The sequence below is a fragment of the Streptomyces sp. NPDC005899 genome (assembly GCF_040629645.1).
Taxonomy (GTDB): domain Bacteria; phylum Actinomycetota; class Actinomycetes; order Streptomycetales; family Streptomycetaceae; genus Streptomyces.
Map to the genome: position 1 here is coordinate 24,996 of NZ_JBEXWB010000021.1, position 18,355 is coordinate 43,350.

General features: G+C 71.9%; 16 protein-coding genes and 1 pseudogene. 3 read left to right on the top strand and 14 right to left on the bottom strand.

What is annotated here, in order from left to right; all coding sequences use genetic code 11:
* Positions 1–37: 37 nt before the first annotated feature.
* The 9 genes from ABZ371_RS05095 to ABZ371_RS05135 all read right to left on the bottom strand — a co-directional run bounded on the left by ABZ371_RS05095 (position 38) and on the right by ABZ371_RS05135 (position 9,821).
* Complete coding sequence (locus ABZ371_RS05095; protein ID WP_358673618.1) at positions 38–853, bottom strand: HAD family hydrolase; 816 nt, start codon at positions 851–853, stop codon at positions 38–40.
* A complete protein-coding gene (gene serS / locus ABZ371_RS05100; protein ID WP_358673621.1) occupies positions 850–2,127 on the bottom strand; it encodes a serine--tRNA ligase in 1,278 nt (425 codons plus the stop codon). Before serS ends, ABZ371_RS05095 begins: the two co-directional genes overlap by 4 nt.
* 569 nt (positions 2,128–2,696) lie before the next feature.
* Positions 2,697–3,632, bottom strand: coding sequence for a prephenate dehydratase (pheA, locus tag ABZ371_RS05105; protein ID WP_358673624.1), 936 nt, complete (start codon positions 3,630–3,632; stop codon positions 2,697–2,699).
* A gap of 39 nt (positions 3,633–3,671) precedes the next feature.
* On the bottom strand, positions 3,672–4,967 hold the full coding sequence (gene efeB, locus ABZ371_RS05110) for an iron uptake transporter deferrochelatase/peroxidase subunit (RefSeq protein ID WP_358673627.1): 1,296 nt from the start codon (positions 4,965–4,967) through the stop codon (positions 3,672–3,674).
* A gap of 5 nt (positions 4,968–4,972) precedes the next feature.
* The gene (locus tag ABZ371_RS05115; protein ID WP_358673630.1) at positions 4,973–6,991 is read right to left on the bottom strand and encodes a copper resistance protein CopC; all 2,019 of its coding nucleotides are present in this window, start codon (positions 6,989–6,991) and stop codon (positions 4,973–4,975) included.
* A gap of 12 nt (positions 6,992–7,003) precedes the next feature.
* Positions 7,004–7,450: a copper chaperone PCu(A)C gene (locus ABZ371_RS05120; RefSeq protein ID WP_358673633.1), complete on the bottom strand. Its 447-nt coding sequence runs from the start codon at positions 7,448–7,450 to the stop codon at positions 7,004–7,006.
* Complete coding sequence (locus ABZ371_RS05125; protein WP_358673636.1) at positions 7,447–8,100, bottom strand: SCO family protein; 654 nt, start codon at positions 8,098–8,100, stop codon at positions 7,447–7,449. The genes ABZ371_RS05120 and ABZ371_RS05125 overlap by 4 nt, the downstream gene beginning before the upstream one ends.
* Before the next feature lie 49 nt (positions 8,101–8,149).
* Complete coding sequence (locus ABZ371_RS05130) at positions 8,150–8,884, bottom strand: YcnI family protein (protein ID WP_358673639.1); 735 nt, start codon at positions 8,882–8,884, stop codon at positions 8,150–8,152.
* Positions 8,885–8,984: 100 nt separating this feature from the next.
* A complete protein-coding gene (locus tag ABZ371_RS05135) occupies positions 8,985–9,821 on the bottom strand; it encodes a hypothetical protein (protein WP_358673642.1) in 837 nt (278 codons plus the stop codon).
* A gap of 257 nt (positions 9,822–10,078) precedes the next feature.
* Here ABZ371_RS05135 and ABZ371_RS05140 point away from each other — a divergent pair, with 257 nt between their 5' ends.
* A complete protein-coding gene (locus tag ABZ371_RS05140) occupies positions 10,079–10,642 on the top strand; it encodes an ATP-binding protein (RefSeq protein WP_358673645.1) in 564 nt (187 codons plus the stop codon).
* A 33-nt stretch (positions 10,643–10,675) separates the two neighbouring features.
* On the opposite strand, the gene ABZ371_RS05145 is transcribed toward ABZ371_RS05140, so the two are convergent.
* Both ABZ371_RS05145 and ABZ371_RS05150 read right to left on the bottom strand, forming a co-directional pair.
* Positions 10,676–12,139: an aminopeptidase P family protein gene (locus ABZ371_RS05145; RefSeq protein ID WP_358673648.1), complete on the bottom strand. Its 1,464-nt coding sequence runs from the start codon at positions 12,137–12,139 to the stop codon at positions 10,676–10,678.
* A 99-nt stretch (positions 12,140–12,238) separates the two neighbouring features.
* Positions 12,239–13,663 carry a PP2C family protein-serine/threonine phosphatase gene (locus ABZ371_RS05150; RefSeq protein WP_358673651.1) on the bottom strand — a complete coding sequence of 475 codons (1,425 nt, stop codon included), beginning with the start codon at positions 13,661–13,663 and terminating at the stop codon, positions 12,239–12,241.
* A gap of 586 nt (positions 13,664–14,249) precedes the next feature.
* Between ABZ371_RS05150 and ABZ371_RS05155 the strand changes: the two genes are divergently transcribed.
* Positions 14,250–14,933 (top strand): bifunctional DNA primase/polymerase, encoded by a 684-nt coding sequence (locus ABZ371_RS05155; RefSeq protein WP_358673654.1) that lies wholly within the window; start codon positions 14,250–14,252, stop codon positions 14,931–14,933.
* A gap of 292 nt (positions 14,934–15,225) precedes the next feature.
* Here the strand turns inward: ABZ371_RS05155 and ABZ371_RS05160 are convergent, their stop codons facing one another.
* From ABZ371_RS05160 to ABZ371_RS05170, 3 genes are all read right to left on the bottom strand, one after another.
* Positions 15,226–16,191 (bottom strand): DUF5926 family protein, encoded by a 966-nt coding sequence (locus ABZ371_RS05160; RefSeq protein ID WP_358673657.1) that lies wholly within the window; start codon positions 16,189–16,191, stop codon positions 15,226–15,228.
* Positions 16,192–16,324: 133 nt separating this feature from the next.
* A complete protein-coding gene (locus ABZ371_RS05165; RefSeq protein ID WP_358673660.1) occupies positions 16,325–17,008 on the bottom strand; it encodes an ATP-binding protein in 684 nt (227 codons plus the stop codon).
* Positions 17,009–17,097: 89 nt separating this feature from the next.
* Positions 17,098–17,925, bottom strand: a complete 828-nt coding sequence (locus tag ABZ371_RS05170; protein WP_358673663.1) for a glycerophosphodiester phosphodiesterase family protein — start codon at positions 17,923–17,925, stop codon at positions 17,098–17,100.
* 197 nt (positions 17,926–18,122) lie between these two features.
* On the opposite strand from ABZ371_RS05170, the pseudogene ABZ371_RS05175 reads away from it, so the two are divergent.
* Positions 18,123–18,355 (top strand): annotated as a pseudogene (locus ABZ371_RS05175) (protease); the annotation flags it as partial.

Below are 18,355 nucleotides of genomic sequence, written 5' to 3' on the forward strand. Positions count from 1 at the left end.
GCCGGGGCCGGGCAGCAGGCCGCCGCCCTCCTCCGCCCTACGCCCGCCGGGGCGAGCGGAGTAGCTCCTCCAGCACGACCGCGATGCCGTCGTGCTCGTTGGACGCGGTGATCTCGTGTGCCACGGCCTTCAGGTCGTCGTGCGCGTTGGCCATGGCCACGCCGTGCTGCGCCCAGCCGAACATGGGGATGTCGTTCGGCATGTCGCCGAAGGCGAGCGTGTCCGCCGCCTTCAGCCCGAGGCGGCGGGCGGCCAGCGACAGACCGGTCGCCTTGCTCAGTCCGAGGGGCAGGATCTCCACGACGCCCGGGCCCGCCATGACGACGTCCACCAGACTGCCGACGGCCTGCCGGGCCGCCTTCGTCAGCGCGTCGTCGCCGAGCTCCGGATGCTGGATGTAGACCTTGTTCAGGGGCGCGGCCCACATCTCGGCGGGGTCGTCCACGAGGAGAGCGGGCAACGGCCCTTCCTGTACTCGGTAGCCGGGTCCGACGAGGACCGCGCCCTCGAGCCCGTCACGGCTCGCGGCCAGCGCGAGCGGACCTACCTCCGCCTCGATCTTCGACAGGGCCAGGCCGGCGAGCTGCCGGTCCAGCGTCAGGGAGGTCAGCAGCCTGTGCTCGCCGGCGTGGTACACCTGCGCTCCCTGGCCGCACACCGCGAGCCCGTCGTACCCGAGGTCGTCGAGGATGTGCCGGGTCCAGGGCACGGCACGTCCGGTGACGACGATGTGGGCGGCGCCGGCCGCGGTCACCGCGGCCAGCGCCTCCCGCGTGCGCGTGGAGACCGTGCCGTCGTCACGCAGCAGCGTGCCGTCGAGATCGGTGGCCACCAGCTTGTAGGGGAAGCTCACTTGGAGACCGGCTCCAGGACCTCGCGCCCGCCCAGGTACGGACGCAGGACTTCCGGCACCCGTACGGAACCGTCGGGCAGCTGGTGGTTCTCGAGAATGGCGACGATCGTGCGCGGTACGGCGCAGAGCGTGCCGTTCAGCGTGGCGAGCGGCTGGACCTTCTTGCCCTCCCGCATGCGCACGGAGAGCCGGCGGGCCTGGAAGCTGTCGCAGTTCGACGCGGAGGTGAGCTCGCGGTACTTGCCCTGGGTGGGGATCCACGCCTCGCAGTCGAACTTCCGGGACGCGGACGCACCGAGGTCACCCGTGGCGACGTCGATCACCTGGAAGGGCAGCCCCAGGCCGGTGAGCCACTGCTTCTCCCACTCCAGGAGCCTGCGGTGCTCGGCCTCGGCGTCCGCCGGGTCGACGTACGAGAACATCTCCACCTTGTCGAACTGGTGCACGCGGAAGATGCCCCGGGTGTCCTTGCCGTAGGTGCCCGCCTCGCGACGGAAGCACGGCGAGAAACCGGCATAGCGCAGCGGCAGCTTGTCCGCGTCGACGATCTCGTCCATGTGGTACGCCGCGAGCGGGACCTCGGAGGTGCCGACCAGGTAGTAGTCGTCCTTCTCCAGGTGGTAGACGTTCTCCGCGGCCTGGCCCAGGAAGCCCGTCCCCTCCATGGCGCGCGGGCGCACCAGCGCCGGGGTGAGCATCGGGACGAAGCCGGCCTCGGTGGCCTGGGCGATCGCCGCGTTGACGAGGGCCAGTTCGAGCAGCGCGCCGACACCCGTCAGGTAGTAGAAGCGCGAGCCGGAGACCTTGGCGCCCCGCTCCATGTCGATGGCGCCCAGCGCCTCGCCGAGCTCGAGGTGGTCCTTGGGCTCGAAGCCCTCGGCACCGAAGTCGCGGATGGTGCCGTGCGTCTCGAGGACGACGAAGTCCTCCTCACCTCCGACCGGGACGTCCTCGTGGACGATGTTGCCGAGCAGCAGGAGCAGCCGCTTGGCCTCGGCGTCGGCCGCGTCCTGGGCGGCGTCGGCGGCCTTGACCTCGGTCTTCAGCTGGTCGGCCTTCCGCAGGAGCTCAGCGCGCTCCTCGGGGCCGGCCTTGGGGATCAGCTTTCCGAGCGATTTCTGCTCGGAGCGGAGTTCGTCGAAACGGACGCCGGACGACCTGCGCAGCTCGTCGGCGGAGAGCAGGGCGTCGACGAGGCCGACGTCCTCTCCACGGGCGCGCTGGGAGGCGCGAACACGGTCGGGGTCCTCACGGAGCAGGCGAAGGTCAATCACCCCCCAAGGCTACCGGTGCGGGGATCAACCGCTCGAACCACTATCGACGAGCGCGCCACTTTGCCCTGATTGTCGGAATCGGGATTCCTGCTGGGAAAGTGTCGCCATCCCGGGGAGGAGTGGATCAGCAAAAGGGTCCTTTACCTCGAAAAGCGGGCAAGTTGCCTTCCTGTTCCGCACACCGCCCTTGTGGCGAAGGGGAGTTGGAGTGACGCGCCCTATCGCATTGTCCACAGGAGTGACCGCGCCGAATGAGTTATCCACAGGCTGTGTGGAAGATCTGTGGACATCGGAAGGGATCGTTCCGTAGGTGTTCTCGCGGCCCCGGAATCGCCACTCAAACCTGGCCCATGCACTCATTCGAGTGGGAATTTCGTATCCAGGGGAGTTGATCAATGAATTACAGGTGTCGGCCGACCACTCCCAGGCCCGTCAGGCCCTCGGAACCCTGGGGCGTTTTGTCGACCTTGTCGCTGCGAGGTGTCGACTTGTCCCCAGCCCGAGGCGTCTACCTGTGGATAACTCTGTGGGTAAGTGGAGAACGCAATGCCGACCGGCGTTCCCCGCCGTCAGATGCGCCCGTCCTGGCTACGGGCCAACCAGTCGGAGGCTTCCGTGAAGTCCCGATCCGAGGTGCCGGCCCGCAGGGCGCTCACCTCTTCCGGAGTGACCCCGGCACGCGGGTAGGAGCCCAGGAAGCGGACCTTCGGGCAGATTCGCTTCAGCCCCATCAACGCCTCGCCCACCCGGCGGTCGGCGATGTGTCCCTCCGCGTCCACGGCGAAGCAGTAGTTGCCGATGCCCTCGCCGGTGGGGCGCGACTGGATCAGCATCAGGTTCACCCCGCGCACGGCGAACTCCTGCAGCAGTTCGAGCAGGGCCCCCGGGCGGTCGTCGCCGAGCCAGATGACCACGGAGGTCTTGTCCGCCCCCGTCGGCGCGGACGGCCTCGCCGGGCGGCCCACCAGCACGAAGCGGGTCTGGGCGTTCTCCGCGTCGTGGATCTCCGTGACCAGGGGCTCGAGCCCGTAGGTCGCGGCGGCGAACTCACCCGCGAAGGCGGCGTCGTAACGCCCCTCCTGCACGAGCCGCGCGCCGTCCGCGTTGGACGCGGCGGACTCCCACGCCGCGTTCGGGAGATTGGCCGCCATCCAGTTCCGCACCTGCGGCTGGGCGGCCGGGTGCGCGGTGACGGTCTTGATGTCCGACAGCTTCGTCCCGGGGCGCACCAGCAGCGCGAACGTGATGGAGAGCAGCACCTCCCGGTAGATCATCAGCGGCGCGCCCGTGGTCAGCTCGTCGAGCGTGGCGGTGATGCCGCCCTCGACGGAGTTCTCGATCGGGACGAGCGCTGCCGCCGCCTCCCCGTTGCGCACCGCGTCCAGTGCCGCCGGCACCGAGAGCATGGGGGCGAGCTCGCGGGTGGCGGCTTCGGGGAGAGTGCGGAGGGCGACCTCGGTGAAGGTGCCTTCGGGGCCGAGATAGGCGTAGCGCGTGGCTGACATACGGTCACCCTAATGGGCCGCCGGAGCGGCCGTGCGGGCTCACGACTCCAGGAGGCGCTGACCTACGTACTCCCCGGCCGCGGCGCCCCCCGGTACGGCGAAGAGGCCGCTCGCCTCGTGCCGGATGAACGGCGACAGGGCGTCTCCGCGGTCGAGCTTGCGCTGCACGGGGATGAACCCCTTGAACGGGTCGGCCTGCCAGCAGACGAAGAGGAGCCCCGCCTCCGGGGTGCCGTCGTCCGCCATGCCGTCGTGGTACGAGAAGGGCCGCCGCAGCATCGCGGCGCCGCCGTTCTTCTCGGGGGAGGAGATCCGGGCATGGGCGTTGTCGGGGATCAGCAGTCTGCCGTCCGGCCCCGCCTTGTCCAGATCCATCTCGGTGCTCTCCGAACCTCCGCTCAGGGGTGCGCCGTCCGCCTTGCGTCGCCCGATGACCCTTTCCTGCCGGCCGGTGGGGAGCTTCTCCCAGTCGTCGAGCAGCATGCGGATCCGCCGTACGACGGCGTACGAGCCGCCCTCCATCCACGCGTACGCCGGCGGGCCGCCGGACGGCACGAAGACACGTGCGCCGAAGTCGCTGTCCGCCGGCCGCGGGTTTCCGGTGCCGTCGATCTGGCCCATCAGGTTGCGGGCGGTCATGGGCCGTGACGTGGCGCCCGGAGTGCGGTTGAAGCCGTTCATCTGCCAGCGCGGCCGGACCGCCGGACCGGCTTCCTTCTGCACGGCCCGCAAGGCGTGGAAGGCCACGAGCGCGTCGTCGGCACCGATCTGCACCCACAGGTCACCCTCGGACCGCTTCGCGTCCAGGTGGTCGGAGGAGAAGGGGGGCAGCGGATCGAGCGAGGGGGGCCGGTGGGCGGTCAGGCCCGTACGTTCGAAGAAGGTGCGTCCGAAGCCGAACGTGATGGTCAGGGAGGACGGCCCGGCGTCGAGCGCCACTCCTGTGTCGTCAGCTCCGCCGTCGCCCGCCGGCTCCCCGGCCATGAGCCGTTCCGCCACGGCGGACCAGCGGCGCATCAGTGCGGCGGCCTCCCTGCGCCCCGCCCCGGCAGCCAGGTCGAAGGCGATCAGGTGCCCGCGGGCCTGGAGCGGGGTGGTGATCCCCGGTTGATGTTTCCCGTGAAACATCGCCTCGGTCGCACCGATCGTGGTCAGCGGGGCGGGCTCGTCGTCGCGGGTCGCGGCGTAACCGCCCGCGCCGCCCGCGGCCCCCAGCACCAGGCCGGCCGCCCCGGCGGCTCCCGCTCCACCGATCAGCCGCCGGCGGGAGAGGCCCCGTCCGCCGTTCTCGTCGGTGGCGGCGGGTGTGGCCAGCTGTTCCGTCTTCTTGCTCAACCTGCTCAGCCGATCTTCACGTTCTCGTCGATGGTCGTCTGGTCGATGTCAGATGTCCGCACGGTCACCGAGACCGTCCAGTCACCCGCCATGGGGATCTGTACGCCGCTCGCCGTCCAGTGTCCCGCGGTGAGGCGGTCGGGTAGGACCGGCAGCGGGCCGATGTCCTTGGACTCCAGGGTGAACGCCAGCCTCACCTCGGGCACGTCCATGGGGGCGTCATCGGCACCGTCCACCCAGAGGTGCACGTCGTTCGAGCCGGTGCTGCCCGGGGTGATGTCCAGCCGCACGGTCCCCTTGCCGTTCGCGCCCCCGGTGTCGAACGGCGCGCTCAGATTCACCTGCCCACCGCTCACCGGCGCGGTGGCCGCCGTCGTACCGCGGGCGGCCTCCTCCTCCGTACGCCCGGGTTCGGTGGACGTCAGGATCGTCGTGACCGCCAGGAGCACGACGGCGACGCCGGCCTCGATCAGCACGGACCGGCGGAGCCCGGAGCGCTCCGGATCGGCGTCGCGCGCCCGCCTCCGGCTGGTCGCCGTCAGCGCGGCACGCTGACGTGCGAGCTGGGCGGCGCGCTCCGGGGCCACCCCGCCGTCCTCGTCGGTCTCCGCCGGCGCACCCTGCGGATCGTCCGCCGTGACGGCCGTACCGGCCACCGCTTCCCCAGCCGTACCGGCCCCCGCACCCGTCCGCGGCCCCGGGACGGCAGCCGGATCGGAGTCGGCGTCCGGAGCGGTCACGGCGTCCGCGGCCCCGGCACCGTCGGCCAGGCGCCCCGTCCACCGCCGCGAGAGACCCGCGACGCACACGAGCACGGCGACCAGCGCGACCTTGACGAGGAGGAGCTGCCCGTAGCCGGTACCGGTCAGGGCGGACCAGGAGCCGACCTGCCGCCAGGACTGGTACAGCCCCGTCGCGGCGAGTACGAGCACACTGCCGAACGCCACCCGGGAGAACCGCCGTACCGCCCGGCCCGGGATGTGCGGCGTGCGGTACAGGGCCACCAGGAGCGCGGCCAGTCCCCCCAGCCACGCGGCCACGGCGAGCAGGTGGAGCACGTCGACCGGCATGGCGATGTTCGGCTGGATGCCGGTGGAGGCGTGCTCGGCCAGCGCCCACGTACCGGCGATGCCCGCGGCGATGACGGCCCCGCCGATCGCGAGCCCGAAGGTCAGGTCCTGCCTCTCCTTCTCGTCCTCGCGCCGGGCGTACGCCCCGAAGAGCACGGCGACGAAGAGGGCCGAGGCGCCCAGCAGGAGGAGCCTGGAGACCAGTGCGGCCCCCGGCTTGGTGTCGAGGACGGTCCGCAGTCCGTCGAGGTCGAAGGCGTCGGCGAGTCTCCCCGACCCGGTGTACGGGTTGCGCAGGAGCAGCATGGCCAGCGTCGCCGCGGTGAGGGTGACCCAGCCGCGCACGACGAGCCGCTGGAGGGCCTGTACGCCCGCCCCGCCCTGCCAGCAGGCGAGTACGAAGGCCGCCCCGCCGACGAGGAGGACGAACCCGGCGTACGCGGCGTAGCGCGCGAGGTCGTAGAGGAAGCCCACGAGGCCGCCACCGGCCTCCTGGGAGGGGAGCGCGACCGTCGTCTCCGAGGGGGCTCCGACGGAGAAGGTGAACGCTCCGGAGACCGGGTGGCTGTCCGCGGAGACGGCCTGCCAGGCGACGGTGTAGGTGCCGTCGGGCAGACCGCCGTGCAGCGGCACCCCGTACCGGACGGTCCCGCCGCTCGACAGGTCGCGCGGGGCGCCGTCGTCGGCCCGTTCGCCGCTCGGGTCGAGGACCCGGATCGAGTCGGTGCCCATGGCGATCTGTTCGGAGAAGGTGAGGGTGACCTCCTCGGGTGCCGTGGGGACCACCGCCCCGTCCTGCGGGTCGCTCCCGGTCAACGCGGCGTGCGCGGACGCGGGGCCCGCGCCGGCCAGCAGCAGGCCGAACAGCAGGCCGACCAAGGCCGTGACGAGCGCGGCCGCGGCGAACGGCCGGCGTATCGGGGAGTGCCCGGGGGACGGGGCGGTGGTGGTCATGGCGTCAGCACCTCACTGCTTCTTCGGGTTGTAGGTGGTCTCCTTCACGGGAACGTCGACCGTGATGGGGTCGGCCTTCTCGAAGTGCAGCTTCAGGGCGACCGTGTCTCCCTGTCTGGGCCGCTTCTTGAGGTCCATGAACATGATGTGGTTGCCGCCGCGCTCGAGATCGAGCTCACCACCGGCCGGGATCTCGAACGAGGTGACCATCCGCATCGCCTGGTTCTTCGTCTCGTGGATGGTGACGCTGTCCGAGAGGGAGCTGGTCACCGAGGTGAGCCGGTCGGTGGCGCCGCCGAGGTTCCTCACGACGAGGAAGCCGGCCGCCATGTCGCTGACGGGCTGCGGCATGAAGGCGCCGCTCACCTCGAGCTCCGGCCCTCCGGACGGGGAACAGCCGGTGAGCGCGAGCCCCGTGACGAGGGCCGCGGCGCCGACGAGTGCTGTGCCGCGGTTCACGGGGTCTTCCCCTCGATGATCTCGGGGAGGTCCTCGGTGTAGTCCTCGGCCGTGGTGTCCTCGCCGTAGAGCACGTACCCCTTGTCGGTCTTCGGGGAGAACGCGATGACCTGGGCGCCGTGCATCGAGACGACGGTGCCGTCCTTCTCCTTCTTGGGCGCGTCGATGCCGATGCCGATCTGCCGGGCGCCCGCCTGGATGGCCGGGAAGTCGCCGGTGAGGCCGGTGAAGCCGGGGTCCTGGGCCTTGAGCCAGCTGCCCAGGGACGCCGGGGTGTCGCGTTCGGGGTCGGTCGTGACGAAGACGACCTGGAGCTTCTCCTGGTCGGCCTTCGGCAGGGCGCGCTTGGCGAGCGCGATGTTGCTCATGGTGAGCGGGCAGACGTCCGGGCAGTTGGTGTAGCCGAAGTAGATGAGCGTCGGCCTGCCCTTCGTCCTCTCGCGCAGGTCGTACGTCTCGCCGTGGGTGTCGGTGAGGACGAGATCGGGTTTCGTGAACGGCTGGTCGAGCACCGTCGCGGGCTTCGACTCCGTCTCGGCGGACACCTCGGCCACGGACGGGTCCGCCGGGGTGTCGCCGCCGCAGGCGGACAGGGTCAGTGCGGCCACGGCGGCGAACGCCGCGGCCAGCACCGTCTTCTTGCTGTGCATGGAGAGCTGGTTCCTGGTCTGTGGTGGTGCGGGTGGTGGAGTCGTGCGGTCAGGCGGTGCGGCGGCGGCCCGCGAGGACACCGAAGGCGACACCCGCGATGCCGACGACGATGCCGATGACGCCCAGGACCCGGGCGGTGCTGTCGTCGGCCGACGACGAGGACGCCTCGCCGGCCGAGGCCGTCGAGCCCTCAGCCTTCGCGTCGTCACCGCTCTTGTCGTCCGCGGCGCCGCCGTGGGCGTCCTCGGCCGGGGCGGTCAGCGCCAGCACGGGAGCGGGGCTCTCGGGCTCCTCGCCCCCCTCGGTGGGCTCCTCGATCCAGCGGACGACTTCCTTGTTGCTGTACGTCTGGAGCGCCTTGAAGACCAACTGGTCGGCGTCCTCGGGGAGCTGGCCGACGGAGAGGGGGAACTGCTGGAAGTAGCCGGGGGCGATGCCGCTGCCGTCGGCGGTCCAGGTCACCTTGGAAACAGCCTCGTTGATCTTCTTGCCGTGTACGTCGAGGGGCTTCGCGAGCTTGCTCTTCGTGATGTCGATCTTCCATCCCGGGACCGCCTGCGCGCTGACGGAGGCCAGCGGGTGGTCGGTCGGGAGGTTGACCTCGAGCTTCACGGTGGAGGCGTTGTCGCGCTCGTTGGGCACCTTGAAGTTGATGGTGGCGTAACCGCCCTTGGCGGCCGCGCCCTGGGGCTGCACGCTGACGTGCGCCGCGGCGGGGCCGGCGAGCAGCAGGGCGGTGGAGACGGCGACGCCGCCCGCGATGGCGATGCGTGAAACGTTCATGGCAGGGATCACTCCACAAGGCACGAAGGAAGGTGGTCCGGCGCGCTGGTGCACGACGGCATCACGACCGCTCCTCCCGGTTCCCGGCGGAGGGGTCGCGTCAGGCTGCGCGTACGAATACGGGCGGCGGGCCCCGCCTGATCACCATGTGCTGCAGAAGACCCCCGGTCCCGGACGCCGGAGTGTCGTCGGCGGCGGGAGGGAGGAGCGGCCCGGTCGTGGGCCGCCCGGGCAGGCCGGCCCGCAGGGCGCGTACGAGGGCCATGGCGGCGCGCAGCGCCCGGAGCCTGGCACCCGCCACGAGCTGCCGGCCGCCGTGCGCCGAGAGCCGGGCCAGCCGGAAGAGGGCGATCTCGCCCCGGCGCAGCAGCCAGCCGGTGGCGAGGGCGGCGAGGAGGTGGCCGAGGAGCATGGGCAGGCTCGGCAGCAGCCCCGACAGCACGGCGGTCAGCGCGCCGGGGTCGGCGGCCGCGGCGCCGTCCTGGGCCGTGGCCGCTCCGGACGCCAGGTGCGGGTGGCCCTGCGCCACGGTCGCGGGGTCGATGCCCGCGGCCGAGACGATGCGGTGGGCCTGCCCGGCGCTGAGCTGCGAGGGCCCGGCACCGCACACCAGGCCGGCGGCGAAGCGGATCAGCGGGTCGTCCCCGGACGGCGTCGCCGTGAGGGGGGTGTGGCTCCCCGCGCTGAAGACTGAGTGCAGGGCGACCTGTCCCGCGGCCAGTGCGGCGGAGATCGAGTGGAGGGACCGTTCACGGCCGGCGAGCGCCGCCGCGACGGCGAAAACGCCCAGGAACGCGGCGAGGAGTGTCCACCCGGGCACGGCCGTGCCCGCGGCGAGCGCATGCCCGGCAGCGGCCAGCACGACGCAGACCGCGGTGAACACCGCGGTCCTCAGAAGCCGCAGACCGGCTCCGGCGCGTGCGACAGGCATAGACATGGCGGGGTCATCATCGCACTGCGCCCGCGGTCCGCGTGCGGCAGGTCCGTAAGGTCGGTATCCGCCCCTGCCGGGTCGATCGAGGAGTGTTGTACCTGTTCGCGAAGGCTTCCGGCGGCTTCGGGTGACGGACATACACCGGTATACGGAACATTCGCATCCGCCGAATGAGCGCTGTCACGGACGAACCGTGCTTACGAAGCGTGTACCGCGGCAATACGTAACCGTATGTCGAGCCGCAGCCAGGAGGCTGGAGCATGAGCATGTGGTGGTCACTCCATTTGCGGCGCGAGGCTGCGAGCGTTCCGCTCGCCCGTCGTTTCCTGCTCGGCGCCATGGAGACCGCGGGGGTGGATCCCGACATCTCCTACGACCTGTCGGTCGCGCTCAGCGAAGCCTGTGCGAACGCCGTGGAGCACGGCGGCGGGCTCGGGGAGGGCGGCGATGACGCCGGGCACCCCGGGGGCCGCAGCGAGCAGTACCGGGTCACCGTCCACCTGGACGGTGAGACGTGCCGCATCGAGGTCGCCGACTCGGGGCCGGGTTTCCCCGCACGGCGCACGCTCCACACCGCCGCGCACCGGTCCGCCGGACAGCCGCCGGATCCGTCGCGGTCCGCTGGACCCCAGCCCCTCGCGGCCGGCTGCGGCGTCCGGCAGGCGGAACAGCCTCCCGCCCTGGCGGAGAGCGGCCGGGGGCTCTGCCTGATCGAGGAGCTCGCGGACCACGTCCACTTCGGGAACGCTCCGGGGCGCGGCGCTGTCGTGAGCTTCGACAAGGTCCTGAAATGGCGTGAGGGCGCGCTGCTCATGGTGTGCTGAGCAGCGCGCCCGGGGGCTGCGGGGCGCCGGGGATCAGCCCTTCAGGCCGGCCATCCACGCCTCGACGTCCTCGGCCCGGCGCGGCAGCTTGTCGGAGAGGTTCCGGTTGCCGTCCTCGGTGACCAGGATGTCGTCCTCGATGCGGACGCCGATGCCGCGGTACTCCTCGGGCACGGTCAGGTCGTCGGCCTGGAAGTAGAGTCCGGGCTCCACCGTGAGGCAGACGCCCGGTTCCAGGGTGCCGTTGACGTACGAGTCGGTGCGGGCGGCGGCGCAGTCGTGGACGTCCATGCCGAGCATGTGGCCGGTGCCGTGCAGGGTCCAGCGGCGCTGGAGGCCGAGTTCCAGGACCTTCTCGACGGACAGGTCGCCCAGCAGGCCCCACTCGACCAGCTTCGCGGCGAGGACCCGCTGCGCGGCGTCGTGGAAGTCGCGGAAGGCGGCGCCGGGCTTCACGGCCGCGATGCCGGCCTCCTGGGCCTCGTACACCGCGTCGTAGATCCTGCGCTGGAGAGGGCTGAACGAGCCGTTGATCGGTAGCGTGCGCGTCACGTCCGCCGTGTAGTACTCGTCGGTCTCCACACCGGCGTCGAGCAGCAGCAGTTCGCCGGGACGGACGGCGCCGTCGTTGCGGACCCAGTGCAGGGTGGTGGCGTGCGGGCCGGCGGCGCAGATCGATCCGTAGCCGATGTCGTTGCCCTCGACGCGGGCGCGGAGGAAGAACGTGCCTTCGATGTAGCGCTCGCTCGTGGCCTCCGCCTTGTCGAGCACCTTCACGACGTCCTCGAAGCCGCGCGCCGTGGCGTCGCAGGCCTTCTGCAGTTCGGCCACCTCGAAGGCGTCCTTGATCAGGCGGGCCTCGGAGAGGTGGACGCGCAGTTCCTCGTCGCGCTCCGCGGTGACCTTGTCGGTCAGGGCGTTCTCGATGCCGGTGTCGTGGCCGCGGACGACGCGCACGGGGCCGGTGGCCTCGGCGAGCGCGGCCGGGAGTTCGCGGACGTCCTTCGCGGGGATGCCCAGCCGCTGCTCGGCCTCCGCGAGGCTGTGGCGCCGGCCGACCCAGAGCTCGCCCTGTCCGTCGAGCCAGAACTCGCCGTTCTCCCGGTCGGAGCGGGGCAGCAGGTAGACCGTCGCCTCGTGGCCCGAGCCGGCGGGCTCCAGCACCAGGACGCCGTCCTGGGTCCGGTCGCCGGTGAGGTAGGCGTACTCGGTGGAGGCGCGGAACGCGTACTCGGTGTCGTTGGACCGCGTCTTGAGGTTGCCCGCGGGGATGACGAGCCGCTCGCCGGGGAAGCGTGCGGAGAGTGCGGCGCGGCGCGCGGCGGTGTGGCCGGCCTGGGCGATCGGCTCCAGGCCGTGCAGCTCGGTGTCGGCCCAGCCGGACTTCATGTTCTCGGCGAGCTCATCGGAAATGCCCGGGTACAGGCCGTTCTTCCGCTGCTTGATCGGCTCTGCTTCTGCGGCTTCCGGGGTCTCCGGGGTGAGCTCCTCAGACACGATTTGTCTCTCCTTATACGACACTGGACCCCGCCCATCGTACGGTCGTACGGAAGGGGGTCCAGGGCCGGAAGACCTCTTACCGGCCGGGCGCCGCCGTCAGTCGAAACGCGCGGCGAGCAGGACGACGTCCTCGCCGTCGCCGTCCCGGTCGAGGCCGTCCGGCAGGAGTGTGTGCAGGACGTGGTCGGCGAGGGCTCCAGGATCCTGCCGCAGCACCTTCGGCGCACCGGCAGCCGCCGCGTGCAGCCGCGCGAACGCGTGGTCCATGGAATCGGCGGTGCGGCGCAGCAGCCCGTCGGTGTACAGCAGCACCGTTTCTCCGGAGCCGGGTGAGAACTCGACGCTCGGCGCCTCCCAGCAGGAGAGCATGCCGAGGGGTGCGGAGAGGGACGTCTCCACGAACGCGGTCCGCCGGTCTCCCGTCACCAGCGGCGGGGTGTGCCCGGCTCCCGCGAGCAGGACCGTGCGGCGGCCGGGTTCGCAGTAGGCGTAGAGGGCGGTGGCGGCCGTCGCCGGTTCGGTCAGGCGCAGCAGCAGTTCGAGGTCGGAGAGTACGGCCACGGGGTCCTCGCCCTCCATGACGGCGTAGGCCCGCAGGCCGGCACGGAGCCGGCCCATGGCGGCCAGGGCGGCCGGCCCCGTCCCGCCGACCGAGCCCACGGCGAGGCCGAGGGCGTCGTCCGGCAGGGGCAGCGCGTCGTACCAGTCGCCGCCGCCGCGCGGGGCGCTGCGATGGCGCACGGCCAGCCGTACCCCGGGCACGCGGGGCAGTCGGATGGGAAGGAGCTCCTCGGCGATGGCGGCGATGTCCGCCCTGGCGCGTTCGAGCTCCGTCAGGCGGGCCAGGTGTTCGGAGGCGTGGCGGGCGTACAGCCCGATCAGGTGGCACTGGCGTTCGAGGGGTTCGGCCGGTTCGTCGTACAGCCAGACGGCCGCACCGAGCCGGCCGGCGGCCACGGTGGTCAGGGGCAGGGCGTAGCTGGCGGCGTAACCGAGGCGTGCGGCCACCTCACGGCAGCGCGGGTCGAGGCTCGCGTCGCCGGGGATGTCGGGGCAGGCGAGCGGCCCGTCGGTGCCGGGCAGGCCGTCGAGGAGGCTGCCGTAGGGGGTGGCGTCGCGGGGGACGGTCTCGATGTGCCCGAGCTCCGCGTGGGCCAGGCCGAGGCCGATGGTGCGGGAGGTGACGGCCCCGTCGGCCGGTTCGAGCACGAGGAGGCCGCGGCGGGCGCCGACCAGGGCCGCCCCGGCGCCGAGCAGCTCGCGCAGGGCGTCGTCGAGGGTGCTCGTACCCGCCAGTCGCTCGGTGAGTTCGTGCAGCGTGGTGAGATCGGAGACCCAACTGGCCAGCCGGTCCTGGATGAGGGCCGCCGGCGCGGGGGGCACGGCCTTCAGCGGGGCGGCAGTCTGCGTCGAAACAGGAACCACGGGATCGATTCCAGCCACTTTGGGCAGGTGCGGGGCACTCATGACAGTCGGCTCTCCGAGCAGTGCGTTTCGGTGCATAGCATCGCGAACCCCCATGTCATTCTGTGCCGCTATCAGTGCGTGCACAGGTACACGCACTCACATCTACACGCAGACGTAAGGTGATGTCCAGCATTGTCCTCGCGGTATTCGGGGGGTCTGCATGTCGGGTAACTTGGCCAAAAATTGCACCCCCGTGCGGTTATTTGCGATCGACTGGGTCTGCCCGGCAAGGGGCGCTCTCGGGGTGAAGTGCCGGAGAGCGCGTCATCCCGGTCATGCTGGGTACGTAATCGTTGATGGCCAGGGGCAGTTGCGACCGCCCCGGAACCCGACAGAGTGCCCGGACGTCCTCACCCGTGACGACCGCACCCCGACCCGCGAGCGGCGGGGTCTGCACCAGGGACGGCACGCGCGAAACGCACGCCGCCCGCGCGATGTTTTGACTGGACTCGGCTCTGTACAACTCGGTTCAGCTCCATCTGTTCGGTTCCACCCTGTACGGCCCGGCTCTCGCTCGGCACTGATCCACCCGTGCCGCGGCCTGATGAGCCCGTACGCACAGTGATACGACCCACGCGTGGAGTAACGGGCGCGTGGCGTGATGTGAACCTCGGCGTTCAACGGAAAGGAACGAGCGCTCATGCGCGAGATCCTCGGAAGGCGACGCAGGCACCGGCCCAGGGGCAGGAAGCGTTCCGCTCAGCTCGACGCGGCGCTCACCTGTGCCACCGCGTGGAAATGGCCCGTGGTCCCCGGAGTGGGGCTCGCCGTCTCCGGAGCGCGCGGTGAACGCGGCCGCGGCTGTGCCTGTCCCGACCCCGAGTGCGCCGTACCCGGCGCACACCCCTTCGATCCCGGCCTCCTGGCGGCGACCACCGACACCCGCATGGTCCGGTGGTGGTGGACCGGCCGGCCCACGGCCCCCGTCGTCCTGGCCACGGGTGGCCGGGCGCCCTGCGCGCTGAGCCTGCCGGCCGTGGCGGGCGCCCGGGCGCTCGCCGCGCTCGACGCCATGGGGCTGCGGCTCGGCCCCGTGGTGGCGACGCCCACCCGCTGGTCGGTGTTCGTCGCCCCGTACACCCTGGAACGGCTCGGTGAGCTGCTGCACGCGAAGGACCGGGTGCCCAGCTCCCTGCGCTTCCACGGGGAGGGCGGCTATCTGCTCCTGCCCCCCTCCGAGATCGGCGCCGGGCAGGTGCGGTGGGTGCGGCCACCGTCGTCCGGCAGCGACGCGCCGTGGCTCCCGGACGTGGAACTCGTCCTGGACGCGCTGGTGGAGGCGAGCGACAGCGCTCCGGACGGCGGGAGCCGGCTCGCGTACTGACCGACACCACGACGCCGTCGACGCGTCGTACGGGGAAGACCGGGAGCACCGGCGGACGGGCCACAGCGGCGCCGAACCGCCGGTGCTCCGGCGTGCGCCCCGGCTGTCCGGGCCCGGACATGAGGACGCCCGATCGCTGGCGACGGGGGATGCACCAGCGACCGGGCTTCCAGAACGGTAACAAGAGATCTGCTCTGAGCAAATTCGATCTCGCCTGAAAGGGCGGCGATTTACTCAGCAGTACGGGGAGTTGTGACGCGGGTCACCGGCACCCCCCTGGCCCGCGTCACTGTCAGCTCAGCGTCACCTGGCGGTTGGTGAGCCCGCCCCTGGCCCGGCGCTCCTCGCCCGTGAGCGGGGCGTCGGACGCGAGCGCCTCGGCGAGCCGCTCCGCGAACCCCGCGGCCGGCTTCTCGCACTCCTCCGCACCCATGGCACTCGGCAGGTCCCAGACGGGGACCATCAGCCCGTGCGCGCGGAACGACCCCACGAGACGGGTTCCCTCGCCGAGCGAGGACGTCCCTGCGGCGTGCAGCCGGGCGAGGGCGTCGAGGAGCTGTTCCTCCGGATGCGGCATGACCCAGCGGAGGTGGTTCTTCTCCGGCGTCTCGCACCAGTAGGCCGCGTCCACGCCGGAGAGCAGCGTGGTCGGGATGGCTGCCGCGTTGGCGCGCTCCAGGGAGGCGGACACCTCGGCGGAGGCGTTCTCCGCGTCCGGGACCCAGAACTCGAAGCCGGAGTGCACGACCGGCTCGAAGGCGGCGCCGGGGTCCAGGAGGTCCTGCAGCCGCGGGCCGTCGGCGGGGACACGGCGGGCGGCGACCGGCGAGCCGGGCTCCGCCTCGAGCGCCCGCTGCAAGGTGTCCGCGAGGTCCCGGCTGAGATCGCCGGACGAGGTGTCGTTCTGCAGGGCGAGCAGCACCGAACCGTCGTCACGTCGCAGCGCCGGCCACGCCATCGGCAGTACGGTCGCGAGCGACACGGAGGGCACGCCCTCGGGCAGTCCGCCCTTCAGCGTCAACTCGACCGTCGCCGCGGGGACGAGCTCGCGCAGGGCGACCCAGTCGCACTCGCCCGCCAGCCCCTCGAACGGGCGCTGGACCAGCTCGGTCACCGCCTGGGCGGCGGCCCGTCCGTGACAGGCCTTGTAGCGGCGGCCGGACCCGCACGGGCAGGGTTCGCGAGCCCCGACGACGGGAATCTCACCATCCTTGAGCTGCGGCTTCCCGGCCTTGGACTGAGGGCGCTTCTTGGCCATGGTGGGCGTTCTCCCGATTGCGACAGTGCGGTCTCGGCCGCGAGCCTAGCCGTCCCCGGCGCCGTCGAGGCACACGCACTCCACACCCGGGCCGGTGCGCGGCGCGCCGCGCACCTCGTCGTCGCTCCCGCGCTCAGCCCGCGTCGTCGAAGGCGTCGAGAACCCCGGAGAAGTCCAGCCCGGCCAGGGCACCGAGCCCGCCGATCGCGGCCGGATCCCGCGTCCCGCCCGTGTCGCGGCGGCCGGCGGCCGCGTGCCCGGGAGGCGTGGCGGGTGTGCCGCCGCGCTCGGGGGGCCCGGCGGGTGTCCCGTGGGCCTCCTGCCCGTGGTGCCCCGAGAGCAGGGCCCAGACGGTGACCTCGCCCGCGGTGTCGTCGCGTACCCCCCACTCCCGGGCCAGGGAGCCGATGATGGTGAGCCCGCGGCCACCGCGCGCGGTGACCGAGGGAGTCGACGGCACCGGTCTGGTCGGGCCGCCGCCGTCCGTCACCTCGACGGTCAGATCGCCCGTCCTGTCCACGCGCCAGGCGGCGCGGACGTCGCCGTCACCCACCTCCGTGTGCCGCCCCAGCGGCCTGCCGTGCCGGCAGGCGTTGCTCAAGAGCTCCGAAAGGACCAGGACCGCGTCGTCGACCACCGCGTCCGACACCCCGTTGCCGCGCAGCTGCTCCCGCATGCGGTGCCGCGCCTGTCCCACACCGGCAGGACCATGGGGTACGGCCATGCTCGACGACGCGGGCACTTCCTGTGCCACCACAAACGCCACCCCCGAGACCTCCTTCGCCCCACGCCAGGGATTGGATGCCCTCCTGGACATCACCGGAAACCGGCCAAAGCCCTGCTGGTGATGCACTCGTCACGTGCGGACGCGGAGCGAATGCGCCGGAGCACTACCGGTGACCGGCGTCAGGAGCGGCCCAATTGCGACAGAACCTGTCTGGGGCGGTTGGTGATGATCGCCTCCACGCCCAGGCGCACGCACAGTTCCACGTCCGCCGGCTCGTTCACGGTCCACACGTGCACCCGGTGGCCGGCGCGGTGCAGCCGCTCGATGTACCCGGGGTGGTTGCGTACGATCCGCATCCCCGGCCCGGCGATCCGCGCACCGGCCGGCAGCCGTCCGTCGCGCAGCCGCGGTGAGACGAACTGCAGCAGGAAGACGGTGGGCAGTGCGGGGGCGGCCGCCCTGACGCGGTACAGGGACCGTGCGGAGAAGCTCATGACGCGCACGGGAGGGGGCCCGTCGCCCGGCGGACCGTCCAGTCCGTACCGCCTGAGCAGGTGGAGCAGCCGCTCCTCGACCTGCCCGGCCCAGCGGGTGGGGTGCTTGGTCTCGATGGCCAGCTGCAGCCGGCGCCCGGTGGCACGCACCTCGGTGAAGAGGTCGAGAAGCCGTTCCAGGGTGAGTACGGAGGTGAGCTCGCCCGGCACCGGATCCCAGTCCGGGGACTCCTCGCGGTCCTTCCAGGAACCGAAGTCGAGGGCGGCCAGATCGGCGAGCTCCAGCGCGGAGACCGCGCCCCGGCCGTTGGACGTGCGGTTCACCCTGCGGTCGTGCACGCAGACGAGCTGGCCGTCCGCGGTGAGACGGACATCGCACTCCAGGGCGTCGGCGCCGTCCTCGATCGCCTTCCGGTACGCGGCCAGGGTGTGCTCGGGGGCGTCGTCCGAGGCGCCGCGGTGCGCGATGACCTGGATGGGGTGCTGCTCGGCGGGTAGACGTGCGTGGGTCACCGCCACATGGTGTCACTGTGGCGCGACGGCGGTTCGGCACATGTCAGGTCGGACCGTTTTGCCTGATGTAAAGATTGGTGTGCGGATGCACAGGTCCTGCTTACAGTGGCCTGACGTGCTGTGGGAAAAGCTGACCGCAGACACGTGCACAGCGGATCTCTTGCCGAATGCCGAGTGGAACCGAGGAGTAAAGAGCTGTGAGCACCGAGAACGAGGGCAACGAGGACAACGCGGCGGCGCCCGTACCGTCTGTTCCGTCCGCACCTCCCGTGCCGGCTGCCGCTCCCGAGGGCACCCCGCCGGTGGCCCCGCCCGCCTCCGGCACCCCCTCGGGGGCACCCGTGGACGCGCCGCCGGCCCAGGTTCCGCCCACCACGCACCAGCACGGTGCCGAGTCACCCTTCGGCCCGCAGCAGCCGCCCCACCAGCC

Excerpts from the sequence above, each read along its gene's own strand:
- ABZ371_RS05140 (WP_358673645.1), top strand. The coding sequence starts at position 10,079 with ATGAGCATGTGGTGGTCACTCCATTTGCGGCGCGAGGCTGCGAGCGTT.
- ABZ371_RS05160 (WP_358673657.1), bottom strand. The coding sequence starts at position 16,191 with ATGGCCAAGAAGCGCCCTCAGTCCAAGGCCGGGAAGCCGCAGCTCAAG.
- ABZ371_RS05135 (WP_358673642.1), bottom strand. The coding sequence starts at position 9,821 with ATGTCTATGCCTGTCGCACGCGCCGGAGCCGGTCTGCGGCTTCTGAGG.
- ABZ371_RS05150 (WP_358673651.1), bottom strand. The coding sequence starts at position 13,663 with ATGGGGGTTCGCGATGCTATGCACCGAAACGCACTGCTCGGAGAGCCG.
- ABZ371_RS05125 (WP_358673636.1), bottom strand. The coding sequence starts at position 8,100 with ATGCACAGCAAGAAGACGGTGCTGGCCGCGGCGTTCGCCGCCGTGGCC.
- ABZ371_RS05130 (WP_358673639.1), bottom strand. The coding sequence starts at position 8,884 with ATGAACGTTTCACGCATCGCCATCGCGGGCGGCGTCGCCGTCTCCACC.
- pheA (WP_358673624.1), bottom strand. The coding sequence starts at position 3,632 with ATGTCAGCCACGCGCTACGCCTATCTCGGCCCCGAAGGCACCTTCACC.
- ABZ371_RS05165 (WP_358673660.1), bottom strand. The coding sequence starts at position 17,008 with ATGTCCAGGAGGGCATCCAATCCCTGGCGTGGGGCGAAGGAGGTCTCG.
- ABZ371_RS05155 (WP_358673654.1), top strand. The coding sequence starts at position 14,250 with ATGCGCGAGATCCTCGGAAGGCGACGCAGGCACCGGCCCAGGGGCAGG.
- ABZ371_RS05115 (WP_358673630.1), bottom strand. The coding sequence starts at position 6,991 with ATGACCACCACCGCCCCGTCCCCCGGGCACTCCCCGATACGCCGGCCG.